Annotated in this window: 16 protein-coding genes, 2 tRNA genes, 3 rRNA genes and 1 pseudogene; 14 read left to right on the top strand and 8 right to left on the bottom strand. The window is 57.3% G+C overall.

Features of this window, described 5'->3' with window-relative positions:
• Positions 1-47 precede the first annotated feature (47 nt).
• From rrf to JFU58_RS10755, 7 genes are all read right to left on the bottom strand, one after another.
• A 5S ribosomal RNA gene (gene rrf, locus JFU58_RS10725) occupies positions 48-163 on the bottom strand.
• Positions 164-316: 153 nt separating this feature from the next.
• Positions 317-3210 (bottom strand): 23S ribosomal RNA (locus JFU58_RS10730).
• A gap of 234 nt (positions 3211-3444) precedes the next feature.
• Positions 3445-3520: transfer RNA gene (locus tag JFU58_RS10735), tRNA-Ala, on the bottom strand.
• Between the two features lie 30 nt (positions 3521-3550).
• A tRNA-Ile gene (locus tag JFU58_RS10740) sits at positions 3551-3627 on the bottom strand.
• Positions 3628-3709: 82 nt separating this feature from the next.
• Positions 3710-5246 (bottom strand): 16S ribosomal RNA (locus JFU58_RS10745).
• The 16S, 23S and 5S rRNA genes sit together here with 2 tRNA genes alongside, the layout of an rRNA operon.
• 639 nt (positions 5247-5885) lie before the next feature.
• A complete protein-coding gene (locus JFU58_RS10750) occupies positions 5886-7106 on the bottom strand; it encodes a CaiB/BaiF CoA transferase family protein (protein WP_017478005.1) in 1221 nt (406 codons plus the stop codon).
• 13 nt (positions 7107-7119) lie between these two features.
• Complete coding sequence (locus JFU58_RS10755; protein WP_010168706.1) at positions 7120-8301, bottom strand: acyl-CoA dehydrogenase; 1182 nt, start codon at positions 8299-8301, stop codon at positions 7120-7122.
• 157 nt (positions 8302-8458) lie between these two features.
• Between JFU58_RS10755 and JFU58_RS10760 the strand changes: the two genes are divergently transcribed.
• The 11 genes from JFU58_RS10760 (at position 8459) to JFU58_RS10810 (ending at position 18561) form a co-directional block, all read left to right on the top strand.
• Entirely contained in the window at positions 8459-9358 is a 900-nt protein-coding gene (locus JFU58_RS10760; RefSeq protein WP_017478004.1) for a LysR family transcriptional regulator, read from the top strand.
• Between the two features lie 446 nt (positions 9359-9804).
• Complete coding sequence (locus JFU58_RS10765; RefSeq protein ID WP_017478003.1) at positions 9805-10926, top strand: Re/Si-specific NAD(P)(+) transhydrogenase subunit alpha; 1122 nt, start codon at positions 9805-9807, stop codon at positions 10924-10926.
• Positions 10927-10941: 15 nt separating this feature from the next.
• Positions 10942-11262, top strand: a complete 321-nt coding sequence (locus JFU58_RS10770) for an NAD(P) transhydrogenase subunit alpha (RefSeq protein WP_003187417.1) — start codon at positions 10942-10944, stop codon at positions 11260-11262.
• Complete coding sequence (locus JFU58_RS10775; protein WP_201140640.1) at positions 11262-12698, top strand: NAD(P)(+) transhydrogenase (Re/Si-specific) subunit beta; 1437 nt, start codon at positions 11262-11264, stop codon at positions 12696-12698. The genes JFU58_RS10770 and JFU58_RS10775 overlap by 1 nt, the downstream gene beginning before the upstream one ends.
• A gap of 180 nt (positions 12699-12878) precedes the next feature.
• Positions 12879-14372, top strand: a complete 1494-nt coding sequence (locus JFU58_RS10780; protein ID WP_177069799.1) for an acetyl-CoA hydrolase/transferase family protein — start codon at positions 12879-12881, stop codon at positions 14370-14372.
• Positions 14373-14690: 318 nt separating this feature from the next.
• Entirely contained in the window at positions 14691-14906 is a 216-nt protein-coding gene (locus tag JFU58_RS10785) for a DUF1127 domain-containing protein (protein WP_003214752.1), read from the top strand.
• A 264-nt stretch (positions 14907-15170) separates the two neighbouring features.
• Positions 15171-15365 (top strand): DUF1127 domain-containing protein, encoded by a 195-nt coding sequence (locus JFU58_RS10790; protein ID WP_201140641.1) that lies wholly within the window; start codon positions 15171-15173, stop codon positions 15363-15365.
• Positions 15366-15519: 154 nt separating this feature from the next.
• Positions 15520-15840, top strand: a complete 321-nt coding sequence (locus tag JFU58_RS10795; RefSeq protein ID WP_017478000.1) for a DUF2388 domain-containing protein — start codon at positions 15520-15522, stop codon at positions 15838-15840.
• Positions 15841-15947: 107 nt separating this feature from the next.
• Positions 15948-16256, top strand: coding sequence for a DUF2388 domain-containing protein (locus JFU58_RS10800; RefSeq protein WP_017477999.1), 309 nt, complete (start codon positions 15948-15950; stop codon positions 16254-16256).
• A gap of 26 nt (positions 16257-16282) precedes the next feature.
• Positions 16283-16603, top strand: a complete 321-nt coding sequence (locus JFU58_RS10805) for a DUF2388 domain-containing protein (protein WP_003214760.1) — start codon at positions 16283-16285, stop codon at positions 16601-16603.
• Complete coding sequence (locus JFU58_RS10810; protein ID WP_201140643.1) at positions 16600-18561, top strand: DUF7844 domain-containing protein; 1962 nt, start codon at positions 16600-16602, stop codon at positions 18559-18561. The genes JFU58_RS10805 and JFU58_RS10810 overlap by 4 nt, the downstream gene beginning before the upstream one ends.
• Here the strand turns inward: JFU58_RS10810 and JFU58_RS10815 are convergent.
• Positions 18558-18959 (bottom strand): GFA family protein, encoded by a 402-nt coding sequence (locus tag JFU58_RS10815; RefSeq protein ID WP_093203234.1) that lies wholly within the window; start codon positions 18957-18959, stop codon positions 18558-18560. The genes JFU58_RS10810 and JFU58_RS10815 overlap by 4 nt on opposite strands.
• Before the next feature lie 272 nt (positions 18960-19231).
• Here JFU58_RS10815 and JFU58_RS10820 point away from each other — a divergent pair, with 272 nt between their 5' ends.
• From JFU58_RS10820 to JFU58_RS10830, 3 genes and pseudogenes are all read left to right on the top strand, one after another.
• Entirely contained in the window at positions 19232-20539 is a 1308-nt protein-coding gene (locus tag JFU58_RS10820; RefSeq protein WP_017477996.1) for a CitMHS family transporter, read from the top strand.
• A gap of 65 nt (positions 20540-20604) precedes the next feature.
• Positions 20605-21372, top strand: a complete 768-nt coding sequence (locus tag JFU58_RS10825) for a TerC family protein (RefSeq protein WP_003214768.1) — start codon at positions 20605-20607, stop codon at positions 21370-21372.
• Positions 21373-21586: 214 nt separating this feature from the next.
• Positions 21587-23244: pseudogene (locus tag JFU58_RS10830) on the top strand (Na/Pi cotransporter family protein).
• The last annotated feature ends 58 nt before the right edge of the window (positions 23245-23302 follow it).

The following is a 23302-nucleotide window of genomic DNA, read 5'->3' on the forward strand; positions in this document are numbered from 1 at the left end:
AAACAAAACCCCTGATTGCGTTAGCAATCAGGGGTTTCAGAATTTAATCTTGACGATGACCTACTCTCACATGGGGAAACCCCACACTACCATCGGCGATGCATCGTTTCACTGCTGAGTTCGGGATGGGATCAGGTGGTTCCAATGCTCTATGGTCGTCAAGAAATTCGGGTACTGAGTCGTGACCAGTTGGCCTCGCTTCAGCAAATTGGGTATGTGATAGCTTCGGTGTTTTGTGAGTTTCTCGAACTTTCGGTTCGTTTCGTCTTCACACACCGCAATCTGGTCTCTTCGACTCAAATTGCTTGGGTGTTATATGGTCAAGCCTCACGGGCAATTAGTATTGGTTAGCTCAACGCCTCACAGCGCTTACACACCCAACCTATCAACGTCGTAGTCTTCGACGGCCCTTCAGGGAACTCAAGGTTCCAGTGAGATCTCATCTTGAGGCTAGTTTCCCGCTTAGATGCTTTCAGCGGTTATCTATTCCGAACATAGCTACCCGGCAATGCCACTGGCGTGACAACCGGAACACCAGAGGTTCGTCCACTCCGGTCCTCTCGTACTAGGAGCAGCCCCTCTCAAATCTCAAACGTCCACGGCAGATAGGGACCGAACTGTCTCACGACGTTCTAAACCCAGCTCGCGTACCACTTTAAATGGCGAACAGCCATACCCTTGGGACCGGCTTCAGCCCCAGGATGTGATGAGCCGACATCGAGGTGCCAAACACCGCCGTCGATATGAACTCTTGGGCGGTATCAGCCTGTTATCCCCGGAGTACCTTTTATCCGTTGAGCGATGGCCCTTCCATACAGAACCACCGGATCACTAAGACCTACTTTCGTACCTGCTCGACGTGTCTGTCTCGCAGTCAAGCGCGCTTTTGCCTTTATACTCTACGACCGATTTCCGACCGGTCTGAGCGCACCTTCGTACTCCTCCGTTACTCTTTAGGAGGAGACCGCCCCAGTCAAACTACCCACCATACACTGTCCTCGATCCGGATAACGGACCTGAGTTAGAACCTCAAAGTTGCCAGGGTGGTATTTCAAGGTTGGCTCCACGCGAACTGGCGTCCACGCTTCAAAGCCTCCCACCTATCCTACACAAGCAAATTCAAAGTCCAGTGCAAAGCTATAGTAAAGGTTCACGGGGTCTTTCCGTCTAGCCGCGGATACACTGCATCTTCACAGCGATTTCAATTTCACTGAGTCTCGGGTGGAGACAGCGCCGCCATCGTTACGCCATTCGTGCAGGTCGGAACTTACCCGACAAGGAATTTCGCTACCTTAGGACCGTTATAGTTACGGCCGCCGTTTACCGGGGCTTCGATCAAGAGCTTCGCGTTAGCTAACCCCATCAATTAACCTTCCGGCACCGGGCAGGCGTCACACCCTATACGTCCACTTTCGTGTTTGCAGAGTGCTGTGTTTTTAATAAACAGTCGCAGCGGCCTGGTATCTTCGACCGGCATGAGCTTACGGAGCAAGTCCTTCACCCTCACCGGCGCACCTTCTCCCGAAGTTACGGTGCCATTTTGCCTAGTTCCTTCACCCGAGTTCTCTCAAGCGCCTTGGTATTCTCTACCCAACCACCTGTGTCGGTTTGGGGTACGGTTCCTGGTTACCTGAAGCTTAGAAGCTTTTCTTGGAAGCATGGCATCAACCACTTCGTCATCTAAAAGATAACTCGTCATCAGCTCTCGGCCTTAGAATCCCGGATTTACCTAAGATTCCAGCCTACCACCTTAAACTTGGACAACCAACGCCAAGCTGGCCTAGCCTTCTCCGTCCCTCCATCGCAATAACCAGAAGTACAGGAATATTAACCTGTTTTCCATCGACTACGCTTTTCAGCCTCGCCTTAGGGACCGACTAACCCTGCGTCGATTAACGTTGCGCAGGAAACCTTGGTCTTTCGGCGTGGGTGTTTTTCACACCCATTATCGTTACTCATGTCAGCATTCGCACTTCTGATACCTCCAGCAAGCTTCTCAACTCACCTTCACAGGCTTACAGAACGCTCCTCTACCGCATCATCCGAAGATGATACCCGTAGCTTCGGTGTATGGTTTGAGCCCCGTTACATCTTCCGCGCAGGCCGACTCGACTAGTGAGCTATTACGCTTTCTTTAAAGGGTGGCTGCTTCTAAGCCAACCTCCTAGCTGTCTAAGCCTTCCCACATCGTTTCCCACTTAACCATAACTTTGGGACCTTAGCTGACGGTCTGGGTTGTTTCCCTTTTCACGACGGACGTTAGCACCCGCCGTGTGTCTCCCATGCTCGGCACTTGTAGGTATTCGGAGTTTGCATCGGTTTGGTAAGTCGGGATGACCCCCTAGCCGAAACAGTGCTCTACCCCCTACAGTGATACATGAGGCGCTACCTAAATAGCTTTCGAGGAGAACCAGCTATCTCCGAGCTTGATTAGCCTTTCACTCCGATCCACAGGTCATCCGCTAACTTTTCAACGGTAGTCGGTTCGGTCCTCCAGTTAGTGTTACCCAACCTTCAACCTGCCCATGGATAGATCGCCCGGTTTCGGGTCTATTCCCAGCGACTAGACGCCCTATTAAGACTCGCTTTCGCTACGCCTCCCCTATTCGGTTAAGCTCGCCACTGAAAATAAGTCGCTGACCCATTATACAAAAGGTACGCAGTCACAGAACAAAGTCTGCTCCCACTGCTTGTACGCATACGGTTTCAGGATCTATTTCACTCCCCTCTCCGGGGTTCTTTTCGCCTTTCCCTCACGGTACTAGTTCACTATCGGTCAGTCAGTAGTATTTAGCCTTGGAGGATGGTCCCCCCATATTCAGACAAAGTTTCTCGTGCTCCGTCCTACTCGATTTCATGACTAAGAGATTTTCGCGTACAGGGCTATCACCCACTATGGCCGCACTTTCCAGAGCGTTCCGCTAATCTCAAAGCCACTTAAGGGCTAGTCCCCGTTCGCTCGCCACTACTAAGGGAATCTCGGTTGATTTCTTTTCCTCAGGGTACTTAGATGTTTCAGTTCCCCTGGTTCGCTCCATACACCTATGTATTCAGTGTAAGGTAACCATCTTATGATGGCTGGGTTCCCCCATTCAGACATCTCCGGATCAAAGTCTGTTTGCCGACTCCCCGAAGCTTTTCGCAGGCTACCACGTCTTTCATCGCCTCTGACTGCCAAGGCATCCACCGTATGCGCTTCTTCACTTGACCATATAACCCCAAGCAATCTGGTTATACTGTGAAGACGACATTCGCCGAAAATTCGCAATTACTCACAAATTTTACCTTAGCCTGATCCGTTACCAGTGAAAGTAACGTTCAGTCTATCTTTCTATCACATACCCAAATTTTTAAAGAACGATCTAATCAAAGACTAGAAATCAACATTCACCATCACAACGATGGAATGCTCATTTCTAAGCTTTCATAACGTAGAAGCAGTAGTGGTGGAGCCAAACGGGATCGAACCGTTGACCTCCTGCGTGCAAGGCAGGCGCTCTCCCAGCTGAGCTATGGCCCCGTATTTCTACAGGCGTTTCCCACACAAAATTGGTGGGTCTGGGCAGATTCGAACTGCCGACCTCACCCTTATCAGGGGTGCGCTCTAACCAACTGAGCTACAGACCCAATTTCGGGCTGCTTCTTATCGTCTTCTTCAATGAATCAAGCAATTCGTGTGGGAACTTATGGAGCAGCTGATGTCGTCGATTAAGGAGGTGATCCAGCCGCAGGTTCCCCTACGGCTACCTTGTTACGACTTCACCCCAGTCATGAATCACACCGTGGTAACCGTCCTCCCGAAGGTTAGACTAGCTACTTCTGGTGCAACCCACTCCCATGGTGTGACGGGCGGTGTGTACAAGGCCCGGGAACGTATTCACCGCGACATTCTGATTCGCGATTACTAGCGATTCCGACTTCACGCAGTCGAGTTGCAGACTGCGATCCGGACTACGATCGGTTTTCTGGGATTAGCTCCACCTCGCGGCTTGGCAACCCTCTGTACCGACCATTGTAGCACGTGTGTAGCCCAGGCCGTAAGGGCCATGATGACTTGACGTCATCCCCACCTTCCTCCGGTTTGTCACCGGCAGTCTCCTTAGAGTGCCCACCATGACGTGCTGGTAACTAAGGACAAGGGTTGCGCTCGTTACGGGACTTAACCCAACATCTCACGACACGAGCTGACGACAGCCATGCAGCACCTGTCTCAATGTTCCCGAAGGCACCAATCTATCTCTAGAAAGTTCATTGGATGTCAAGGCCTGGTAAGGTTCTTCGCGTTGCTTCGAATTAAACCACATGCTCCACCGCTTGTGCGGGCCCCCGTCAATTCATTTGAGTTTTAACCTTGCGGCCGTACTCCCCAGGCGGTCAACTTAATGCGTTAGCTGCGCCACTAAGAGCTCAAGGCTCCCAACGGCTAGTTGACATCGTTTACGGCGTGGACTACCAGGGTATCTAATCCTGTTTGCTCCCCACGCTTTCGCACCTCAGTGTCAGTATCAGTCCAGGTGGTCGCCTTCGCCACTGGTGTTCCTTCCTATATCTACGCATTTCACCGCTACACAGGAAATTCCACCACCCTCTACCATACTCTAGCTCGTCAGTTTTGAATGCAGTTCCCAGGTTGAGCCCGGGGATTTCACATCCAACTTAACGAACCACCTACGCGCGCTTTACGCCCAGTAATTCCGATTAACGCTTGCACCCTCTGTATTACCGCGGCTGCTGGCACAGAGTTAGCCGGTGCTTATTCTGTCGGTAACGTCAAAACAGCAAAGTATTAATTTACTGCCCTTCCTCCCAACTTAAAGTGCTTTACAATCCGAAGACCTTCTTCACACACGCGGCATGGCTGGATCAGGCTTTCGCCCATTGTCCAATATTCCCCACTGCTGCCTCCCGTAGGAGTCTGGACCGTGTCTCAGTTCCAGTGTGACTGATCATCCTCTCAGACCAGTTACGGATCGTCGCCTTGGTGAGCCATTACCCCACCAACTAGCTAATCCGACCTAGGCTCATCTGATAGCGCAAGGCCCGAAGGTCCCCTGCTTTCTCCCGTAGGACGTATGCGGTATTAGCGTCCGTTTCCGAACGTTATCCCCCACTACCAGGCAGATTCCTAGGCATTACTCACCCGTCCGCCGCTCTCAAGAGAAGCAAGCTTCTCTCTACCGCTCGACTTGCATGTGTTAGGCCTGCCGCCAGCGTTCAATCTGAGCCATGATCAAACTCTTCAGTTCAAACATCTTTGGGTTTTTAAGAAACCCTAAACTTGGCTCAGCAATCGTTGGTTACATCTTTGATTTCTCGCGGAGTAACTTGTGATGCTGATAATCTTGTTGACTATCAGTCTGACTCCACAAGCACCCACACGAATTGCTTGATTCAGTTGTTAAAGAGCGGTTGGTTAAGATCTTTCGTCTCAACCGAGGCGCGCATTCTACAGCAGCCTCTGTTGCTGTCAAGCGGTTTTTTAAGAAGTTTTCAAAGTTTCCTTTGTAACTTCAACCACTTGCGCTTCCGATCTCTCGTTAGCGGGAGGCGAATTCTACAGCGTTACACGCTGCTGTCAACACCTCTTTTTCTCCGCTTTCGACCGAGAAGATCGAACCGTTAATAGGGCTAAACAACACTGCCTTACTAACTCCTTCTGGGCTTCGATGATCTGAAGCAGCTCGCTGTCGAAACCTACATAACTCTTTGTTTACCAAGGAGTTTTCCGTTTCGACTGCGCCGGAAGTGGGGCGAATTATAGACTTCCAGAATCTGCCGTCAACCCTTAATTCAGGATTTCTATCAAATAGGCACTTCTGACTAAAATTCGACCAACTCTCTTCTCTATAGAGAGCCTAAACAGCCCTCTATATAGAAGAGGGCCCTCAGATGACTCCAGCCTCCTTTAGAGCCGATACACTCGCAGGCGTCAAACCCAGCACTTGCTGCAGCACCTGATGGGTATGCTCACCCAATAGGGGCGGCGCACTACGATATTCAACGGGCGTCTTGGACAAGCGCATAGGACTGGCCACTTGGGGCACCATCCCAGCCAACGCATGAGGCAACTGCATCGCCAACCCACGCGCCTTTACCTGAGGATCGGCAAACACCTGCGCCAAATCATTGATCGGCCCACAAGGCACGCCCACCCGCTCCAGCTGAGCGACCCATTCAGCAGTGGTCTTGAACACAGTAGCCTGACGAATCAACGGGATCAGCGTCGCTCTATTGGCCACTCGCAGCTTATTAGTGGCAAACCGAGGATCATCCGCCCACTGGGGCTGCCCAGCCACCTCGGCGAACTTGCGGAACTGCCCGTCGTTACCCACAGTAAGAATGAAGTCGCCATCCGCCGTAGGAAAATCCTGATACGGCACAATATTCGGATGAGCGTTACCCAAACGCTTGGGAGAGACTCCCGTCGTCAGGTAGTTCATTGCCTGATTGGCCAGACAAGCCACCTGCACATCCAGCAGCGCCATATCGATATGCTGACCACCGCCGTCATGATCTCGGTGAGCCATGGCCGCCAGAATCGCAACCGTTGAATAGAGTCCCGTAAGAATATCCGTCAGCGCTACACCCACCTTGACCGGCCCGGCGCCGTCTTCACCCTCAGGGCGGCCAGTCAGACTCATCAGCCCGCCAAGCCCCTGGATCATGAAGTCGTAGCCCGCCCTCGTCGCATAGGGCCCAGTCTGGCCAAATCCGGTAATAGAGCAGTAGATCAACTCCGGATTGATCTCCTTGAGCGACTCATAGTCCAGCCCATAGGCCGCCAAGCCCCCAACCTTGAAGTTCTCGATCAGAATGTCGGACTTCGCCGCTAGGTCACGCACCAGCTTCTGACCCTCCGGCCGCGTGAAGTCGATCGTCACCGATTCCTTGTTGCGATTGGCCGACAAGTAATACGCCGCCTCAGTGGTGTTCTCCCCATAGGCATCCTTGAGGAAGGGCGGCCCCCAGGCACGAGTGTCGTCGCCGTTGCCGGGCCGCTCGACCTTGATCACTTCAGCGCCGAGGTCCGCCAGTATCTGCCCGGCCCAAGGGCCCGCCAGCACTCGCGACAAATCCAGTACCCGCAGGTGCGATAGCGCGCCCATGGTCGTCCTCCTATTAATAGAACGCCTGAATACCGGTTTGCGCGCGCCCCAGGATCAACGCATGCACGTCGTGGGTACCCTCATAGGTGTTTACCACCTCAAGGTTGACCAGGTGACGGGCAATGCCGAACTCATCGGAGATGCCGTTCCCACCAAGCATGTCACGCGCCATCCGGGCAATGTCGAGGGACTTGCCACAGGAGTTGCGCTTCATGATCGAGGTGATTTCCACAGCCGCAGTGCCTTCATCTTTCATGCGACCCAACCGCAGGCAACCTTGCAGGGCGAGGGTGATCTCAGTCTGCATGTCTGCGAGCTTCTTCTGGATCAACTGGGTAGCCGCCAATGGGCGCCCGAACTGTTGACGATCAAGGGTGTACTGACGCGCGGTATGCCAGCAGAACTCTGCAGCCCCCAACGCCCCCCACGAGATCCCGTAGCGTGCCGAGTTAAGGCAAGTGAACGGTCCTTTCAGGCCACGCACATCCGGGAAGATGTTCTCCTCAGGAACAAACACGTTATCCATGACGATTTCACCGGTGATCGAAGCGCGCAATCCGACCTTGCCGTGGATCGCCGGAGCACTCAGGCCTTTCCAACCCTTTTCCAGGACGAAGCCGCGGATGTCGCCCGCATCGTCCTTGCCCCACACGACGAACACATCGGCAATCGGGCTGTTGGTGATCCACATCTTGCTGCCAGTGAGGCTGTAGCCGCCATCCACCTTACGCGCACGAGTAATCATCGCTCCCGGGTCGGAACCATGGTTAGGTTCTGTCAGACCAAAGCAGCCAATCCATTCGCCAGAGGCCAGCTTCGGCAGGTATTTCTGCTTTTGCGCTTCGGTGCCGAACTCATTGATAGGCACCATCACCAACGAGGACTGCACACTCATCATCGAACGGTAGCCGGAGTCCACACGCTCGACCTCACGTGCGATCAGGCCATAGCTGACGTAGTTCAGACCGCTGCCACCGTACTGCTCCGGAATCATCGCCCCCAGCAAGCCGGTCTCGCCCATTTCGCGGAAGATCGCAGGGTCAGTCTTTTCATGGCGGAAAGCTTCGAGCACACGCGGCGCCAGCTTGTCCTGGGCGAACTGCTCGGCACTGTCGCGCACCATGCGCTCTTCTTCGGTGAGCTGTGAATCCAGCAGCAGTGGATCGATCCAGTTGAAGCTTGCCTTACCGCCCATGAGTGAGTCCTCGCGAAGTAAATCAAAAGTCGTGCATGGAGCCTAGGCCGGCCAGGCGAGGAGGGCAAACGAGGTTTTTGCATAGCCTTGTGCTAATTTCTCACTCCGTAACATCCAGAACCGCCATGGATGACTTTTACTTGTGAGGCTACGGTATATGCGCAGAAAGATTCCCAGCACCACGGCGCTGGTCAGTTTTGAGGCAGCAGCCCGCCACGAGAGCTTTACCAAGGCTGCGCAGGAGCTTTCGATCACTCAGGGCGCAATCTGCCGACAGATCGCCAGCCTCGAGGACTTTTTGAGTGTCGAGCTGTTTCGACGCTCGCGCCGAGGCGTAAAACTGACGGAAGCCGGGCTTTCCTACAGCCGCCGAGTGGCTACGCAGCTGGACGCGGTCGAGCGCGACACCTTATCGGTCATGGGCCAGCAGGGCACCAACGTTATCGAACTGGCGGTGGTACCGACCTTCGGCACCCAATGGCTGATTCCGCGCCTCAAGGACTTCCAGCGCAAACACCCCGAAGTCACCGTCAACCTCACCAACCGCACACGGCCTTTCCTGTTCGCCGATACCGAATTTGATGCCGCGATCTACTTTGGCGATGCCGACTGGTCCGGTACCGAATCCCACAAACTGATGGGAGAAAACCCGCTTCCGGTATGTAGCCCACGCTTGCTGGGTGAGCGAACGCACTTCTCCGCGCAGGAAATTGCCGAACTGCCTCTCCTGCAGCAAACCACACGACCCTACGCCTGGCGCCAATGGTTCAACGCGCAACAGCTGGACATACCCCGCGACATGACAGGCCCGCGTTACGAGCTATTCTCCATGTTGTCCCAGGCAGCCATGCACGACATGGGCGTCGCACTGATCCCGCCGTTCCTTATTCAGAGGGAATTGAAGGAAGGGCACCTGGTGGTCGCCAGCCCTCAGGTATTGGCGAGCTCGAAGGCTTACTACCTGATGATTCCCGAGAGAAAAGTCGAATCTGCCTCTCTCCACGCATTCAGAGACTGGCTGATCGACCAGTCACAACGCTATAACCTCAATATTTAAAGGGGAAACCCAACAAGCTGACCCTGTAGTCAAATATTGTAAATACCTACATATGTATATATATGTCGCAATTTAGAAGACCGTAGTTTTTGCCTCTAAACAAGCCTTAAAGCCATGCATATATTGGCCTGTAGCCATAAAGTCCCAGCGATACACAGCCATTCACATCGGCGATGGAAAACAGCTCACATTTCAGCTATAAGCCTTTAACCACCTGTATTTTAAAGATTTATTAGTAAGTATTGCGACAATCAGTCACAGGGTGACTTGTAGTTAATTTTTCGTCACCCGTCATAATCTCTTGAAGGCCGTAAAGTTCGCCTGCAAAATGCCGCGCCCCGCTGTATTTCAGCGGGATCGTGCTGATCGGCCGCCCAGATGCACCTCTTGCGGTGCACTGGCCTTTTTACAAAATCAAAGCAAAAAGATCATGCAGGAGATTTGACGTGCACATTGGTGTTCCTCTCGAAACCCAGACCGGTGAAACGCGGGTGGCTGCCACCCCGGAAACCATCAAGAAGCTGATCGGCCAGGGCCACAAGGTCACTGTGCAAAGCGGAGCAGGCGTCAATGCCAGTGTCGTCGACAGTGCTTATGAAGCGGCAGGCGCAACCATTGGCAGCGCCAGTGATGCATTCGGCGCCGAGTTGATCCTCAAGGTGGTCGCCCCCAATGACAGCGAACTGACGCTGATCAAAAGCGGCGCCGTGCTGGTGGGCATGCTCAATCCGTTCAGCAACGAAACCATCACCCGCTTGGCCGAGCATGGCGTTACGGCCTTTGCCCTTGAGGCAGCGCCGCGCACCTCCCGCGCGCAGAGCTTGGATGTGCTGTCTTCCCAAGCCAACATCGCCGGCTACAAGGCCGTGTTGCTCGCCGCCCATCATTACCCTCGCTTCATGCCAATGCTGATGACTGCCGCCGGCACAGTGAAAGCCGCCCGCGTGCTGATTCTCGGCGCGGGCGTAGCAGGGCTGCAGGCGATCGCTACCGCGAAACGTCTGGGTGCGGTCATCGAAGCGTCCGACGTGCGTCCGGCCGTAAAGGAACAGATCGAATCCCTGGGCGCCAAGTTCGTCGACGTGCCCTACGAAACCGACGAAGAGCGTGAGTGCGCCGTCGGTGTCGGCGGCTACGCACGCCCGATGCCAACAAGCTGGATGCAGCGTCAGGCCCTGGCCGTGCATGAGCGTGCCAAGCAAGCCGACATCGTCATCACCACCGCATTGATCCCGGGCCGCAAGGCACCGACCTTGCTCAGCGCCGAGACCGTGGCACAGATGAAGCCAGGCTCAGTGGTCATCGACCTCGCTGCTGCCCAAGGCGGCAACTGCCCGCTGACCGTGGCAGACCAGGTGGTGGTGGAACACGGCGTGACCATCTGTGGCCCGACCAACCTGGCGGGCGCCGTCGCAGCCGACGCCTCGGCGCTGTATGCGCGCAACCTGCTGGACTTCCTGAAGCTGGTCTTCACCAAGGAAGGGCAGTTTGAAATCAACCTCGAAGACGACATCGTCGCCGCGTGCCTGATGTGCCGCGACGGCCAAGTCATCCGCAAAAACGCCTAAGCAGGGATTCAGACGATGGAAGAGCTTATCTCCCCCGGTATCTACAACCTGATCATCTTCGTGCTGGCAATTTATGTCGGTTATCACGTGGTCTGGAACGTTACCCCGGCCCTGCATACCCCGCTGATGGCCGTGACCAACGCGATTTCGGCGATCGTGATCGTCGGCGCCATGCTGGCAGCCGCACTCACCGTAACGCCGCTGGGCAAGACCATGGGCACCCTGGCCGTAGCCCTCGCCGCGGTCAATGTGTTCGGTGGCTTCCTAGTTACCCGCAGGATGCTTGAGATGTTCAAGAAGAAAGCCCCGAAAGTAAAAGAAGAGGCGCCCAAGTAATGAGCATGAATCTGGTCACGACGCTCTACCTGATCGCGTCGATCTGCTTTATCCAAGCCCTCAAAGGCTTGTCACACCCAACCACTTCACGGCGCGGCAACCTGTTCGGCATGCTCGGCATGGCGCTGGCGGTCCTTACCACTGTGGGCCTCATCTATAAGCTCGGCGCCGAACTGGCGACTGCCGGCATCGGCTACGTCATCGTTGGCCTATTGGTCGGTGGTACCGCTGGCTCAATCATGGCCAAGCGCGTGGAAATGACCAAGATGCCGGAGCTGGTAGCGTTCATGCACAGCATGATTGGCTTGGCAGCGGTGTTTATTGCGATTGCCGCCGTAGTCGAGCCGCAATCCTTGGGCATCGTCAAACACCTGGGGGATTCGATCCCCGCCGGCAACCGCCTGGAGTTGTTCCTCGGTGCAGCCATCGGTGCAATTACCTTCTCCGGCTCGGTCATCGCCTTCGGCAAGCTGTCGGGCAAGTACAAGTTCCGCCTGTTCCAGGGCGCACCGGTACAGTTCGGCGGTCAGCACAAACTGAATCTGGTGCTGGGTCTGTTGACGCTGGGCCTGGGCCTGGCCTTCATGTTCACCGGCAACCTCAGCGCTTTCGCATTGATGCTGGCCCTGGCATTCGTGCTGGGCGTGCTGATCATCATCCCGATTGGCGGCGCCGATATGCCGGTGGTCGTCTCGATGCTCAACAGCTACTCAGGCTGGGCGGCGGCGGGTATCGGCTTCTCGCTGAACAACTCGATGCTGATCATCGCCGGCTCGCTGGTGGGCTCAAGCGGCGCAATCCTGTCGCACATCATGTGCAAGGCGATGAACCGCTCCTTCTTTAATGTGCTGCTCGGCGGTTTCGGCAACACGGCAGACGCCGCTGGCCCGACTGGTTCGAAAGAAGCGCGCCCGGTGAAGTCCGGCTCGGCTGACGACGCGACCTTCCTGCTGACCAACGCCGACACCGTTATCATCGTACCGGGCTACGGCCTCGCGGTAGCCCGGGCGCAACATGCGCTGAAAGAGCTGACCGAGAAGCTGACTCACCGCGGCGTGACCGTGAAGTACGCGATCCACCCGGTTGCCGGCCGTATGCCTGGCCACATGAACGTGCTGCTGGCCGAGGCAGAAGTGCCTTACGACCAGGTGTTCGAGATGGAAGACATCAACTCCGAGTTCGGCCAGGCCGACGTGGTGCTGGTGCTCGGCGCCAACGACGTGGTCAACCCGGCCGCCAAGAACGATCCCAAGTCGCCCATTGCGGGCATGCCGATCCTCGAAGCGTTCAAGGCCAAGACCATCATCGTCAACAAGCGCTCGATGGCCAGCGGCTATGCTGGCCTGGACAACGAACTGTTCTACCTGGACAAGACCATGATGGTCTTCGGCGATGCCAAGAAGGTCATCGAAGACATGGTCAAGGCCGTCGAATAAACACTGCGCCAGCGCAATACCCAAAACCCTGGCCTTTAGTAGGCTGGGGTTTTTTATTGCTGATAGAAAACCGACAAAAGGCTCTAAATCGCTGCCTGGCATTCGACCATGGTAGCGGGACGAAACTTTTTGAAATCACTAGACTGCGCATCTTGCTTCCGTAGCCCGAGATAACAATCCATGTACCGTGATCGTATCCGCTTGCCTTCGTTGTTGAACAAGGTCATGAGCGCGGCTGACGCTGCCGCACTGATCCAGGACGGCATGACCGTCGGCATGAGCGGCTTCACCCGCGCCGGTGAAGCCAAGGCCGTGCCTCACGCCTTGGCCGAACGCGCCAAGACATCACCGCTGAAAATCACCCTGATGACCGGCGCCAGCCTGGGCAACGATCTGGACAAGCAACTGACCGAAGCCGGTGTACTGTCGCGACGCATGCCATTCCAGGTAGATAGCACCCTGCGCAAGGCGATCAATGCCGGCGAGGTGATGTTTATCGACCAGCATTTGTCGGAGACCGTCGAGCAACTGCGTAACAATCAGCTCAAGCTGCCGGACATTGCGGTAATCGAAGCCGTAGCGATCACCGAGCAAGGCCACATTGTGCCGACCACTTCCGTTGGCAACTCCGCCAGTTTCGCGATTTTCGCCAAGCAGGTGATCGTCGAGATCAACCTGGCACATAACCCGAACCTGGAAGGTCTGCACGACATCTATATCCCAAGCTATCGCCCGACTCGCACACCGATTCCGTTGGTGGCCGTGGACGACCGCATCGGCAGTACCGCGATCCCGATCCCGCCGGAGAAGATCGTCGCAATCGTCATCACCAATCAGGCGGATTCGGCCTCCACCGTGACGCCGCCCGACAGTGACACTCAGTCGATCGCCAATCACCTGATCAACTTCCTTAAAGAAGAGGTCGACGCCGGGCGCATGACCAATAAGCTCGGCCCGCTGCAGGCAGGCATCGGCAACATTGCCAACGCGGTGATGTGTGGCTTGATCGAGTCGCCGTTCGAAGACCTGACGATGTATTCGGAAGTCCTCCAGGATTCCACGTTCGACCTGATCGATGCCGGCAAGCTGAGCTTTGCCTCAGGCAGCTCGATCACATTGTCGGAACGGCGCAACGCCGACGTGTTCGGCAACCTGGACCGCTATAAAGAGAAGCTCGTGCTGCGGCCCCAGGAAATCTCCAACCACCCGGAAGTGGTGCGTCGCCTGGGCATCATCGGCATTAACACTGCGCTGGAGTTCGACATCTACGGCAACGTCAACTCCACCCACATCTGCGGCACCCGGATGATGAACGGGATTGGCGGCTCGGGCGACTTTGCGCGCAACGCGCACCTGGCGATCTTTGTCACCAAGTCGATTGCCAAGGCCGGCGCGATTTCCAGCGTGGTGCCAATGGTCAGCCATGTGGACCATACCGAGCATGACGTCGATATCCTCGTGACCGAGGTCGGCCTGGCCGACTTACGGGGCCTGGCGCCGCGGGAGCGGGCTCGGGTCATCATCGACAACTGTGTGCATCCGGCGTACCGCGATGCCCTGAATACCTACTTCACCCAAGCCTGTGCGCTGGGCGGTCACACCCCGCATATCTTGCGGGAAGCACTGAGTTGGCACATCAACCTGGAAGAAACCGGGCATATGCTGAAGGCGTGATTGATACAGATTCGGACTGATGCAAACACAGTTTCATCAGTCCGGGTTTCCAAACTCAACTTTTATAAAAAACTGTACTGCTGTACCGGTAATTTCCTACCGAAATATCCTACCCCAATCTCCAAAACCGCCTAAAACGCACCGTAAAAGTGCCGACAGGTACAGTTGCTCCAATTTCGTACAGTACAGCCCCTATAAACAGTTAACTGGCCCCTCACAATACAGGTGAACTGTATCTAGAGAGTCTTGCGCCGGAGGAGGATCATTGGCATCAGTTAAACCACTACCTAATCCCGCCACAAGCGGAAGGATGTCATCATGGAACGTACACTCAGTTCCGATCTGTTCTTCGAAGAAAAAGCTGTAAACACCCAGGCTTCCCTGCCTCTGCGCGTTCTCGCCAACCTGATGTTGTGGCAGCGCCGCATCTCCAGCCGCCATCAACTGGCTCGTCTGGATTCGCGTCTGCTGGCTGACGCCGGTATCAGCGAAGCACAACGCTACGAAGAGCTGAGCAAGCCGTTCTGGCGCTAATTAGCGTCCGCTGGCCCTGACCCACCGGGTCCACCGCCAGCACTCTGAATTGTGAAAACAAAACCCGCCCCGGGTAACCGGAGGCGGGTTTTGTCGTTTCTGGGATCTGGGTTTTTTGAGAGTGAAAACAGTCGGCTTTTATATGGATAGGTACAGTTTAAAAAACATAACAATTAAGCAGTACAATTAAGACTTAGTGTATCTGTACTGGTATTACCTTCCAGCCCAACATGGTGTTCCAGAACCTCATGAAAGGCGCTCGCCATGAATACCCAAATCCAGCAACGCCCTCTGTTGATACGGCTACTCAAGCGCACGGCCGCAGCGCTTGCTCGCTGGGAGCAACGTTCCCGCACCCGCTGGCTGCTGGCCCAGTTGGATCCGCGGGAATTGTCTGACGCTGGCATCAGTCACGGCGACCGAGCAGCTGAGCTGTCCAAGTCGTTCTGGAGTGAGTAATCGCTTCGGGTGGCTATCCGAACAGATAAACGGCGGCTTAATATCCATTTACCACGTGGCGAACCCTGTAGAACGGGCGTCTGATGCCCATGGTCCTGCTGCTCACTTAGCGGCTTTGTGCCACCCTTATTCGTTCATCTACAGGAGTCACCCCATGTCCCGTCTTCGCCTGCTGAGCACTGCAGCCCTGCTGGCCCTGGCTGCCAATGCCAACGCCTCCAGCCTGATCGTGACCACGGACTCGATCGTCGGCGCACTGAAAGCCACCTCAGATGCGACTTCCGACGCCACATCCTCCTTGCGTGACAACAAGGTCGTGCGTGCTGCCCGAGACGACGCCGCCAGCTTCGTCGCCAGCGAGGGCGCGATCCGTGGCGTGAAGCTGGAAAGCGCCCTGGCCCAGATCCGCCAACAGGCCCCGCAACTGAACACCGCGACTGACGCTCAACTGGCCCAAGCGATCCTGGCCATCTGACCGCAGGCGAGGAAGAGGGGAGCGCCAAGCGCTCCTTGAACCCTCCGCGCTGGCTCTCGCACGGGCATTACGCTAGCCTTGGCGCTCGTTTTCAGTTGTCGAGTCCCATGGCTTTTTCATACCGCCTGTTGATCGTTCCCGTACTATTTTGCGCCTGCTGGTCCACGCAGGTTCTGGCCTTTGACCTGTCCACCCAGAGCCTCGTTGTCAGTGCGTACGCCACCAGCAAAGTGACCTCCGCACCGTTCGACCATAAACTGATACTGGCTGCCCAGGATGACGCTGCCGCTTTCATTGCCACTGACGGCCAATGGCGGGGAGCCCGACTGGAATCAGCGCTGGATTATCTGCGCCATACCCAGCCAAAACTTAACGCCAGTGACCTTGAACTGGCGCAAGCAATTCTCGTCCAATAATCATCTTTGTATTTCGGAGTCATTCCATGCGTAGCCCGCTGATCGCCGCCGCTCTTGGCCTGCTGTTATTGGCCGGTGTTGCCCAGGCACAAACCCTGAAGGCCACCAGTAACATCATCGTCCGCGCTTCGGCCCGTACCATCGATTTCACGTCGGACACCACCACGTCCATCCGGGACTCCAAAGTCGTACGCGAAGCCCATGACGATGCCGCCAGTTTCGTCGCCAGCAATGGTGAGATTCGCGGCGCTCAACTGGAAGCCGCCTTCGACACCCTGCGGACCCGCGTGCCGGAAGCCCGCGACGCCAGCGACCAGGTCCTCGCCGAAGCTATCCTCTCTCTGTGAGGCGCATTGCCGCCTGGCTACTGGCCGGCACCTTGCTGCTGGGCGCCAGCGCGGCTCAGGCCGCTCTGCAACTACGGCTCAAGACCGATGGCTTGAGCCCGGCCCAGCAGCAGGCCAGCCAGGCATTGCTGGATGAAGCGATGCTGGCGTTGCCGCCACGCTTCATTGAGCAACTGGACCGGACCATCGACTTCGGCTGGACCGATAAGATGCCCGAGAACGCCTACGGCCAGGCCTCGCTGGTGTCCGAACTGGACCTCAACAGCAACCTGTTGGAAAGCCTCACCGACGGCAGCGCCGCGACGCAAAAAACCAATCGCCCCCACGGCACCGTGCGCCGGGAAATGCTCGCCACCGTGCTGCATGAACTGACCCACATCTACGACCGTGCCCGCCTGTGGTCCAGCGCTGACCGCAAGCTGATCCAGCGTTGCAGCCGCCAGAACAACATCACCGGCCTGATCGGCCTGCCCGATCAATGCCGGGGCCAGAACGACCGTCGCTTTACCCTCAGTGATGACCCGCGCCTGCTGGACCTCGCAGGGTGGCCGCAATACGTCGGGCGCCGCGGCGAACGTGAACAGAACAACCACCAGGTGGCTCGCAGCCCGGACATCTACGAAACCACCAGCGCGCTGGAGTTCGTCGCGGTCAACATGGAGTACTTCCTCCTCGATCCGAGCTACGCCTGCCGTCGGCCTTCGCTGTACCGCTATTACAAGGAACACTTTGGCTGGGCACCGCCCGCCAAGGACACCTGTGCGAAAACCTACGCCTTCCTCAACGCCGGCAACGACTTCGCCAAGACGCCACTGGGCCAGGTCGACCCCGAGCGGGTCTATGAAGTCGACTACCTGCTGGCCGAAGCCAACCAGAACCTGGTGAGCCGCTGGGGCCACAGCATGCTGCGCCTGGTGATCTGCGCCCCGGGCCGGCCACGGGGCCCGGATTGCCGGCTGGACCTGGATCAGCACCTGGTTCTGTCCTACCGCGCGTTTGTCGGTGACGTACAGCTTTCAAGCTGGGACGGCCTGATCGGCAAGTACCCGTCGCGGCTGTTCGTGCTGCCGTTGTCCCAGGTCATCGACGAGTACACCAAGACCGAACTGCGTGGCCTGGCCTCGGTGCCCCTGAAACTGACGCGCCAGGAGATCAACGACACCGTCGAGCACGCCGCCGAAATGCACTGGAGCTACGACGGCAACTACTTCTTCATCTCCAACAACTGCGCAGTGGAGAGCCTGAAACTGTTACGCAGCGGCAGCGCCAACCCGCAGTTGACCGGCCTGGACAACATCACGCCCAATGGCCTGCTGGAAGTCCTCAAGGGCCGGGGCCTGGCCGATACCAGCGTGCTGGATGACAAAAAACGCGCGCTGCGCCTGGGCTATCACTTCGACTCCTTCCGCGAGCGTTACCAGGCGATGTTCGAGGTCCTGAAAAAGCGCCTGCCGATCAAACAGGCTGAAGTGGAGGATTGGTTGTCCCTGAGCGCCGAGGAACGTCGCCCATGGTTTGCCGAAGCCGACCTGCGCACCAGCGCGGCCTTGCTACTGTTGGAGCAGGCGAGTTTCCGCAAGCAACTCATGCTGGCCCAGGATGAAGTCAAACAGCGCTACCTCGGCGCCCGGGAGCTGAAGAACGGCGGCATGGAAAAGGCCAACGCCACCTTGCAGCAGATCCTCGCCAACAGCGGCTTCCTCAGTCGCCCGGCAGAGCTGCTGGGCACCAGCGGTTACGGCTTGCCCCAGCCGACAGAATCCAAACGCCTGGAGTCAGAAAGCGCCGCGCGCCAGAAGCAGTTACAGTCGCTGACCGGCGATCTGGACAAAGAGGTGAGGGCGCTGCTGGAACCAGCCCGCGCGGCGGAGATTGCCGCATGTGAAGCCAACCTCAAGCAACTAGGCGAGCACTTGCGCGCACTGCACAAGGCCTCCGGCGGGTTCGAACTGCCCTAGAGCGTTTCTCCGTCTTCTTCCGGTAGTTGCTCATCCAGATGCAACCACGGCAATCGGCTCTCTACCCAGATGTGCCGATCTGCCGGGGCCAGCTCCGGGTGATCCAGGGTTGCGATGGTCACATCGATACTCTCGGAACTCAGCTGCGTCACCAGCGCCAAGTGCGCCCCACAGTTAGAACAGAAATACCGCACCCACGTCGACGAAGAATCGTACTGCGCCGGCGTTCCCGCCACCCAGACGAACGCGGAACGGGGCAGGGTGATCCAGGTTGTCACCAAGCCGCCGCTGACCCGCCGGCAAATCGAACAGTGGCAGTGGGCAATATCCACCAACGCCCCGCTGAACTGATAACGCACCCGCCCGCAATGGCAGCCGCCTCGGTGTTGCTCATGCATGCTCTGTCTCCCACGTCCTTATTTCATACAGGACCAGTCGTCCATTCAACGTAGCCCGTTTCTTAAGCGAAAGCTGGCTGAAAGCTTCCGGGACTAGGATCGCCCACCACTACCGGCAACAGACCGGTTGTTAACAACAACAATGGTGATTCCCGATGTCCGCTCGTACCCGCCTCTTTGCCCCGACTCCACCCGTACGCCTCGTGCTGTTCGTTCTGCGCTGACCCAACCGGTTCGCCATTCCCTAGCCGCGCTACGCCTGGAGTATTCCTATGCTGACTTTCCTTGGCTTTGCCATGGTCATCACGTTCATGTTCCTGATCATGACCAAGCGCCTGTCTGCGCTGATTGCCCTGATCATCGTACCGATCCTGTTCGCGCTGTTCGGCGGCTTTGCGCCGAAGATCGGCCCGATGATGCTCGAAGGCATCACCAAGCTCGCGCCGACCGGCGTGATGCTGATGTTCGCCATTCTCTACTTTGCCCTGATGATCGACTCCGGCCTGTTCGACCCGGCTGTGCGCAAGATCCTCAAACTGGTCAAGGGCGACCCGCTGAAGGTCTCGGTCGGCACCGCCGTACTGGCCCTGGTGGTCTCGCTGGACGGTGACGGCGCCACCACCTACATGATCTGCGTGGCCGCCATGCTGCCGCTGTACAAGCGCATCGGCATGAGCCCGCGGATCATGGCCGGCCTGATCATCCTCGCCGGCGGCGTGATGAACATGACCCCGTGGGGCGGCCCGACGGCCCGCGCGGCCAGCGCGCTGCATGTAGATCCGTCGGATATTTTCGTACCGATGATCCCAGCGATGCTGGCGGGTGTGGTTGCGATCCTGGTAATTGCCTACATGTACGGCAAACGCGAACGCGCGCGCCTCGGCGAACTGCACCTGCACGGCGACGAGATCGACCACAGCGAAATCAGCGTTTCACAGTACCCGGATGCCCGCCGTCCAAAGTTGATCTGGTTCAACGGCGCCTTGACCCTGGCCCTGATGTGCACCCTGATCGCCGGCCTGCTGCCGCTGCCCGTGCTGTTCATGGTGGCCTTCAGTATCGCGATGATCGTCAACTACCCGTGCCTGCAGCAGCAGAAAGACCGCGTCGCCGCCCACGCCGGCAGCGTATTGGCGGTAGTCGGGTTGATCTTCGCCGCCGGTATCTTCACCGGCATCCTGTCCGGCACCGGCATGGTCGATGCCATGTCCAAGAGCCTGCTGGCGGTCATCCCTGATGCCCTGGGCCCTTACCTGGCCGTGATCACCGCGCTGGTGAGCATGCCGTTTACCTTCTTCATGTCCAACGATGCCTTCTACTACGGCGTTCTGCCGGTACTGGCCGAAGCCGCCAGCCACTACGGCATCACCGCCGTGGAAATGGCCCGTGCCTCGATCGTTGGCCAACCCGTGCACTTGTTGAGCCCATTGGTTCCATCCACCTACCTGTTGGTGGCCCTGGCGGGTATCGAGTTTGGCGATCACCAGCGCTTCACCCTCAAGTGGGCGGTGCTGGTGTGCCTGTGCATAATGGTCGCCGCTTTGCTGATGGGGATTTTTCCGCTGTTCAGCACTCTATAATCGTACAACTCACTGCGCCGGCTCTTAAGGCTGGCGCGGTCTAACACTCGCTCAAAGGAATACACATGGAATGGCTGACCAATCCGGAAATCTGGATTGCTTTCTTCACCCTGACGGCCCTCGAGATCGTCCTGGGCATCGATAACATCATCATGATTTCGATCCTGGTCAGCCGCATGCCCAAGCACATGCAGGCACGTACCCGGATCTTCGGCCTGGCCCTGGCAATGGTCACGCGGATCCTGTTGTTGCTGTCGATCACTTGGGTGATGCGCCTCACCGACGACCTGTTCGTGGTGTTCGGCCAGGGCATTTCCGGCCGCGACCTGATCCTGTTCTTCGGTGGCCTGTTCCTGCTCTGGAAAAGCTCCCAGGAGATGTACCACGCCCTGGAAGGTGAAGACGAAACCCACGACGAGCCGAAAGGTGCCGGTGGCAAGTTCATCTACACCATCATCCAGATCGCGATCATCGACATCGTATTCTCCCTGGACTCGGTGATTACCGCCGTTGGTATGGTTTCCCACGTACCGGTGATGGTGGCCGCGATCATTGTCGCCGTACTGGTGATGATGCTGGCCGCTGGCACCATCAGCGATTTCATCGACAAACACCCGTCGCTGAAGATGCTGGCGCTGTCGTTCCTGCTGGTGGTGGGTACCGTGCTGATCGCCGAAGCCTTCGATGTTCACGTACCAAAAGGCTACGTTTACTTCGCCATGGCGTTCTCCCTGGCGGTAGAAGCGGTGAACATCAAGATGCGCACTGCCATCGCGAAAAAGAAGAAACAGCAGGACCCTGTGAAACTGCGCAAGGACATTCCGGGTCAATAACGTTGACCCGCTGCTGAAGAAGGGGCTCTCGAGCCCCTTTTTTTCATCTGCAAAAAGCTGATTTCATGACAGTTTTGTTTCAATCCCGACTTTAGCTATGCGATGCTGGCGCCGAGCCCATTCGCCAACTACAGCTTAAGTACAAGACGTAGAAAGGCACGCGGCACTATTCACTGGCTCCGATTGGAGCGCGACTCAACACAGGGGGCCCAGCATGCTGACCCTGCTCAATCTGCTTTCTGCGGTAACCCTGCTGATCTGGGGCACGCACATCGTCCGTACCGGCATCCTGCGGGTCTACGGCTCCAACTTGCGCCAGGTCATCGGGCAGAACATGTCCAAGCGCTGGCTGGCGTTTATCGCCGGCATCCTGGTGACGGCCATGGTGCAAAGCAGCAACGCCACGGCGATGCTGGTGACCTCGTTTGTCGGCCAGGGCCTGATGGGCCTGATGCCCGCCCTGGCGACCATGCTCGGTGCCGACGTCGGTACGGCGTTGATGGCCCGGGTACTGACCTTTGACCTGTCATGGCTGTCACCGCTGCTGATTTTCCTCGGGGTGATTTTCTTCCTGTCGCGCAAACAGACCCGCGCCGGGCAGATGGGCCGCGTCGGGATCGGCCTCGGGCTGATCATCCTCGCGTTGCAATTGATCGTCGAAGCCGCGGGCCCGATTACTCACGCGCAGGGCGTTAAAGTCCTGTTCGCCTCGCTGACCGGCGACATCTTGCTCGACGCCCTGGTCGGCGCGCTGTTCGCGATGATTTCCTACTCCAGCCTGGCCGCCGTCCTGCTGACCGCGACCCTGGCCGGTGCCGGCGTGATCGGCCTGCACGTGGCCATCGGCCTGGTGATCGGCGCCAACATCGGCAGCGGTGTGCTGGCCTTCCTCAGCACCAGCATGCAGAACGCCGCCGGGCGCCAAGTGGCCCTGGGCAGCCTGCTCTACAAGCTGATCGGCTTGTTGCTGATCATCCCGGTACTCGACCCGCTGGTCGGCTGGATGGACACTCTGGACTACAGCCCCCAAGGCATGGTGATCACCTTTCACCTGCTCTATAACGTTATCCGCTGCCTGATTCTGCTGCCGACCATCGGCCCGATGTCCCGCCTATGCGCCTGGCTGTTACCGGAACGCGAGGAGGTCAACGGTCTGGCCAAGCCGCGCCACCTGGACCTGGCAGCACTCGCCACCCCAAGCCTGGCACTGGCCAACGCCGCCCGCGAAACCCTGCGCCTGGGCGATCTGATCGACAACATGCTGACCTCGATGCTGGAAGTGCTGCGGGGCAAGCAAACCGCCATCACCCAGGAAATGCGCAGCCTGAGCGACGATGTCGAGGCGCTCTACAGCGCGATCAAGCTCTACCTCGCGCAAATGCCCCGGGAAGACCTCAGCGAGCAAGACAGCCGACGCTGGGCCGAGATCATCGAGCTGTCGATCAACCTGAAACTGGCCGGCGACCTTATCGAACGCATGCTGCGCAAGGTCCAGCAGCAAAAACCTCCCAGCGCCGCTCGTTCTCCGAAGTCGGCCTGGAAGAGCTGGCCGGCCTGCAAACCCAGCTGATTGCCAACCTGCGCCTGGGCCTGTCGGTGTTCCTCAGCGCCGACCCGGAAAGCGCCCGGCAACTGCTGCGGGAAAAACGTCGCTTCCGCGCCCAGGAGCGTCGCCTGGCCCACGCCCACGTGAGCCGCTTGCAACGTAAAATCGTACAGAGCCTGGAGACCAGTTCCCTGCACCTGGAGCTGATTGCCGACATGAAGCGTCTGAACTCGCTGTTTTGCAGCAGCGCTTATGTGGTGCTGGAAACCACCGACACCGGCGCCCTCTCGGCGGACGATATTGCCGACATCACCCATTCGCCCTGAACGTACGACGGCGAGTGAAGTCAGTTAACAACGGACCTCACTCGCCAGGAAGCCTGTT

It is taken from the genome of Pseudomonas sp. TH34 (genome assembly GCF_016650865.1).
Lineage (GTDB): Bacteria > Pseudomonadota > Gammaproteobacteria > Pseudomonadales > Pseudomonadaceae > Aquipseudomonas > Aquipseudomonas yamanorum.

Bases quoted from the DNA above. Each gene is read 5' to 3' on its own strand.
- JFU58_RS10755 (WP_010168706.1), bottom strand. From the start codon at position 8,301: ATGGGCGGTAAGGCAAGCTTCAACTGGATCGATCCACTGCTGCTGGAT.
- JFU58_RS10790 (WP_201140641.1), top strand. From the start codon at position 15,171: ATGAATACCCAAATCCAGCAACGCCCTCTGTTGATACGGCTACTCAAG.
- JFU58_RS10760 (WP_017478004.1), top strand. From the start codon at position 8,459: ATGCGCAGAAAGATTCCCAGCACCACGGCGCTGGTCAGTTTTGAGGCA.
- JFU58_RS10825 (WP_003214768.1), top strand. From the start codon at position 20,605: ATGGAATGGCTGACCAATCCGGAAATCTGGATTGCTTTCTTCACCCTG.
- JFU58_RS10805 (WP_003214760.1), top strand. From the start codon at position 16,283: ATGCGTAGCCCGCTGATCGCCGCCGCTCTTGGCCTGCTGTTATTGGCC.
- JFU58_RS10785 (WP_003214752.1), top strand. From the start codon at position 14,691: ATGGAACGTACACTCAGTTCCGATCTGTTCTTCGAAGAAAAAGCTGTA.
- JFU58_RS10815 (WP_093203234.1), bottom strand. From the start codon at position 18,959: ATGCATGAGCAACACCGAGGCGGCTGCCATTGCGGGCGGGTGCGTTAT.
- JFU58_RS10820 (WP_017477996.1), top strand. From the start codon at position 19,232: ATGCTGACTTTCCTTGGCTTTGCCATGGTCATCACGTTCATGTTCCTG.
- JFU58_RS10780 (WP_177069799.1), top strand. From the start codon at position 12,879: ATGTACCGTGATCGTATCCGCTTGCCTTCGTTGTTGAACAAGGTCATG.
- JFU58_RS10775 (WP_201140640.1), top strand. From the start codon at position 11,262: ATGAGCATGAATCTGGTCACGACGCTCTACCTGATCGCGTCGATCTGC.
- JFU58_RS10750 (WP_017478005.1), bottom strand. From the start codon at position 7,106: ATGGGCGCGCTATCGCACCTGCGGGTACTGGATTTGTCGCGAGTGCTG.
- JFU58_RS10770 (WP_003187417.1), top strand. From the start codon at position 10,942: ATGGAAGAGCTTATCTCCCCCGGTATCTACAACCTGATCATCTTCGTG.
- JFU58_RS10800 (WP_017477999.1), top strand. From the start codon at position 15,948: ATGGCTTTTTCATACCGCCTGTTGATCGTTCCCGTACTATTTTGCGCC.
- JFU58_RS10795 (WP_017478000.1), top strand. From the start codon at position 15,520: ATGTCCCGTCTTCGCCTGCTGAGCACTGCAGCCCTGCTGGCCCTGGCT.